At 38.3% G+C, this 4,254-nt stretch carries 5 protein-coding genes; 1 reads left to right on the forward strand and 4 read right to left on the reverse strand.

What is annotated here, in order from left to right; all coding sequences use genetic code 11:
- Positions 1-128 precede the first annotated feature (128 nt).
- The gene (locus tag INT03_RS00065; protein ID WP_193007081.1) at positions 129-587 is read left to right on the forward strand and encodes a hypothetical protein; all 459 of its coding nucleotides are present in this window, start codon (positions 129-131) and stop codon (positions 585-587) included.
- Positions 588-953: 366 nt separating this feature from the next.
- On the opposite strand, the gene INT03_RS00070 is transcribed toward INT03_RS00065, so the two are convergent.
- The 4 genes from INT03_RS00070 to INT03_RS00085 form a co-directional block, all read right to left on the reverse strand.
- Entirely contained in the window at positions 954-1,871 is a 918-nt protein-coding gene (locus INT03_RS00070) for a hypothetical protein (RefSeq protein WP_193007082.1), read from the reverse strand.
- Positions 1,872-1,926: 55 nt separating this feature from the next.
- Complete coding sequence (locus INT03_RS00075; protein ID WP_193007083.1) at positions 1,927-2,577, reverse strand: hypothetical protein; 651 nt, start codon at positions 2,575-2,577, stop codon at positions 1,927-1,929.
- A gap of 233 nt (positions 2,578-2,810) precedes the next feature.
- Positions 2,811-3,731, reverse strand: a complete 921-nt coding sequence (locus INT03_RS00080; RefSeq protein WP_193007084.1) for a replication initiation protein — start codon at positions 3,729-3,731, stop codon at positions 2,811-2,813.
- Positions 3,732-3,978: 247 nt separating this feature from the next.
- A partial coding sequence (locus INT03_RS00085; RefSeq protein ID WP_193007085.1) for a hypothetical protein occupies positions 3,979-4,254 on the reverse strand: 276 nt, incomplete at its 5' end.

Below are 4,254 nucleotides of genomic sequence, written 5' to 3' on the forward strand. Positions count from 1 at the left end.
AATAAAAAGAAACTACTAACCGTGCCTTGTTTCCTCAACAAGGCTACAAACCACCGCAACTATGCAAACATACTGCCTAATGATAAACTCAACCTGATGGCAACACAACCAACAAAAAGGGATTAATCATGGCTACTGCAAATGAAGAGTATCTTGATAAGAATAAAGATTATCTTGATAATTTAGTAAAACGATTTAAGGGATTCAAATCGCCCAATGATACGCAAACACTTATAATTCTACTGGGCGAGAAAGACAATAGAAGTGATGACGATAATCGCAAGCTGTCGGTGTTGCTCAATGCTGAGAAAAAGGCAGACCAACTGGTAAAAGCTAGGGCTGATACTAGGCGATTGATTGATGCTGAAAAATCAAAGGCTCGTAAAGCTGAAACAAGACGTAAAATTATTTGGCAAAGTGCTTTTGAAGCAATGGCTAAAGATAGTATGCAAGCTAAGCGTGATTTGAACCAACTCAAAGCTGATGCTTACGAAAAAGGATATGTTTCAGAAAGGGATAAAGACGCAGTTAAAAATGATTTAATCCATCAAGCAACAGAAGCTAATGACGCACAATTAGACTTCTAGTAATTTCTTTAATATCTAAAACGCATAGGATTTGATTTAAGAGGCTCAAATTTAGATTGTGGTACAAAGGGAGCGTAGATACCAGTTAAGCAGTATGTAAGGGCTGAATTAAGATAAGTAGGCATATAATCGAGATAAGATCGACCCTGTTAGACAGTCAAGTTAATAAATTTGCTAATAAGCTTTCGAATTTTATGGATTTTGGCAGAGATGTAGCTCCAATTGGTAAGAGTAGAGCTGAAATTATTGATTGGCTTATAAGGGGCTATACATACCCAGAGCACCTTAAAAATAGAAGTGTATAGGTAAATAAAAGGCTAGATCATTGAGTGTTTTCGCTCGCAGACCTAGCTTTTTAATATTTAGTTATTTCTTTCTTAAATCATCTAGTTCATTAAGGAATGCAACCACTAGCTCCCCTGATACAAATACAACTTTAGACTGCTTTCCAGAAAGTTTTAGCTCAAATCCATCAGTATTTTTTCTCAGAAAATCTTCTTCTACTGTAACTCCAACAGTTTCAGTTAGCATACAGCCTAGACCTAAGCTTTTTCCTGCGCAATCAGCATCTTTATCAATGGTAGTAACCTTATGAGATACGCCATTTCTATCCTTAGCTGTGTCAACGAACCCCCATTTATCAAGGAATGCTAGGCTCATATAGACTTGGATATTAGCTGCATCTTCTTTTTCCGAATCAAGATAACCTCTAATCATCTGTTTTTTGAAAAAATCGGTTTTGATTTCATACATTTTATCAAAATCATCATATTTAGAAACAGCTTTGACTTGTGCTGCTTCTATAGATTTACCTAAGAAGGCTGAAAAGTCTTGCATAGTATTAGCAGTGCCGTCGGTCTTTTGGAACTTATAGTCAAAACTTTCTTTATTACCATTTGGTGCATGGTAATACTTAACGCAATCAGATGTGATTAACTCAATATTAAAATATCTATCCAGTGTATATGCTTTTTCATCAATGACAATTTCTCTATAGCGTTTAGATGTCGGCTTACTTTTATAAGCAGCACTATCAGTAGTTACATAGTCGGTGCTTAAGACTTTAAAAGCATTATTTCGCAAAGATTTATAGTTTCTATCGCTGCGCTGACCTGAGCCAAACTTATCTTTATTAGGATTAACGACAAAATCATTGAATACATATTTTTTATTTTTATCCGTCATTCTGTATTCAGTTCCTGACAAATTCTCGTAACCACATTTGTCAGCATAGGCAGCGATAGGTGCTAAAAGGGCTAAACCGATTATAGCTATCTTCTTCATTTTTAAATTCCTCTTAAATAGTTCAAAATAATATAAATATATTTAGTAATCAGTACTACTTCGCCTTAGCATCATATTCTAGTAACTTGCCATCAAGATCATATACACACGTACCGCTATGAATTAACTCCGCACCAAATGAGTTTGTTGCATAAAAGTCAAAATTCACTCCAATAATCTCTTCTTCAGCGTCCCTTATAAACTTCACTGTTCTTATACTGCTATCGAAACTCTTTGGTGATTTAAGGCTGTTTTGTATAAGTATTTGGCAGTTAGTATAGATATCCATACGACTCCAACCATTAGAAAGAATTGGACGAGTTGAGCTGTTACCTATTAGTGTCGATTGACGCTGAACATCTTCTTTCGCAAGTTCGGCTTCCTTAGCTGCTTCTTTCTCTGCTTTCTCAGCTTCTTTAGCAGCCTTCTCAGCCGCTTTACGTTCTTTCCGACTAGGTTCTTTCTGAGCAGATTCAGCCGCTACCACACCATCACTTTGAACTGTACTGTCCTCTGGGCTATCCCCTTCAACTAGCATAACAACACCAAGGAACCAAATAACTGCAAACACCACAACAGACTGAATACGACTCCATCTACCCGTACTATTCTTTTTTGTACGTATACTGAAAATTTTAGGCTTAAATAAAGAATATAAAAACACCAATGGAAGAACAAATATAAGAAGAAAACCAATAACAGCCATTTAGAAACCCACGTACGTTATTTAAAGGATTGAAAGCCAAACAAACTGTAACATTTCAGAAGCATTTATGATACCAACAGAAGTCAGTTAAAGATTGAAAAACTGAAGGTTTTTTCGTTTTCTAAACTAGCCTAAGCAATTAATTATTGTTTAGATCAGCTTAAATGTATCGCACAAAAAAACCCCCTATCGGGGGGTTAACTGATATGGCTTATCTGGTCTCACTTTTTTTACTAAACTTTACCCTGTTTTTGCCATCTGTAATACGTAGCTCTACTAATACCCATCACTTGCCAAGGCTTTGTAGTGCGTTCTGATGTTGGTATAGGCTTACGCTTGCTAATTTTGCCACCCTTAGCTCCTCTTACCGCCTGTAACGCCCCAAATTCACGTTTAAAGCGTTCCCCTGTGCAATACTCTGCAATGCTCTTCGATATTGATTTAAGCTCGTTATACGGCAGCTGAGGGCTATATTGTGCGTTGCATTCCTCACACCAAGCTAAGCATTGCTCATATATCTGCGTGTAATTGCAACTAAACGCTATTGAATACGCTAGTTTGCGTACAGTGTGGAATATTGCGTCATTTCTTCCGTAAAACTCATCGTTGTGGGCTTGGGTGGGCTTATTCGTGGGTAAGTCTAGGTATTCGGCTAAATCGTGCAACGTGTATGGCTCTGCACCTGTGTAATACACTTCATGGGCTGAATTTAGAGCATTTTTGGCAAGGTAGCCAGTAAACGCTTTATCACCGCCTAAAATATCGTTGAGGGCATACTCCACGGCGTTTAGTAGATCAATAGGGGCTTGCTTTGAGTTTTTGAAGAAAGTTATGGGGTCTTTGAGCCTATAGAGATACTGGCAATGACCATTTGATCGGTTTTTCAAGACAAATTGAGGGCGTGGTATTCCTGCATCATGGTAAGCAAATATTGAGCCGTCATAATCTAAATCTATAACTATGAACGTGGTTACTTTAGGTGTGTTATAGCCCACATAGGCATTTTGTGTGGCTTGTTTAAAGGTTTTGCGCCTAAAGTCTGTATTATGCTTGGATGGGCTACACCGTAAAGTTTCGGGTAGGTCTTGATACAGTTGGGATAGGGGTGGTATTTGTTCCCACTGGTCGGGGTTAACCTGTTTTAAATGTTCCATTTTCTCACGCTTGTTTTAGCGTGATAGCGTGATATAATAGCTCTTACCAATGAAGCACTATATCTGCTACCACAGATTAGTATTCTAAAAACCCTCAACGCCTGCAAGCGTTGGGGGTTTTGTCTTTTTAGTAGTTTACCCTTTTATTTTAAACCTCGCAAACCCTGATATCTCAAGGGGTGAAGTAGGTACAACTTTAGGAACTCATATTACTACACCGCTCGCCCAACAACCGCTAGGGCGCTAGTTACCTGTCCATGCCCCTATCTTGGTCGAGGCTCTTATTAGGTTTTCTGATTTCATACTGCGGTTGTACGTTGTAGGTATTGCCGTTGTTCTCAAGGTTATATGATTTGCCTTGCTCAATATCTGACATAGCAGGGTGATAAACAATGCCGTCCCTTGTCTGCTGTAGTATGCCGTTTTCATCAGATCGCAATATCTTACCTCTATATGTTTTGCCTTGTTGAGCATGGAGGTCTGCTCCATGCTGCTTTGCTTTTTCGTCTTTTGCTGCCCTCTT

The sequence above is a fragment of the Psychrobacter sp. PG1 genome (genome assembly GCF_014897815.1).
GTDB lineage: Bacteria > Pseudomonadota > Gammaproteobacteria > Pseudomonadales > Moraxellaceae > Psychrobacter.

Coding starts and splice junctions, on each gene's coding strand:
- INT03_RS00075 (WP_193007083.1), bottom strand. CDS start 2,577: ATGGCTGTTATTGGTTTTCTTCTTATATTTGTTCTTCCATTGGTGTTT.
- INT03_RS00070 (WP_193007082.1), bottom strand. CDS start 1,871: ATGAAGAAGATAGCTATAATCGGTTTAGCCCTTTTAGCACCTATCGCT.
- INT03_RS00065 (WP_193007081.1), top strand. CDS start 129: ATGGCTACTGCAAATGAAGAGTATCTTGATAAGAATAAAGATTATCTT.
- INT03_RS00080 (WP_193007084.1), bottom strand. CDS start 3,731: ATGGAACATTTAAAACAGGTTAACCCCGACCAGTGGGAACAAATACCA.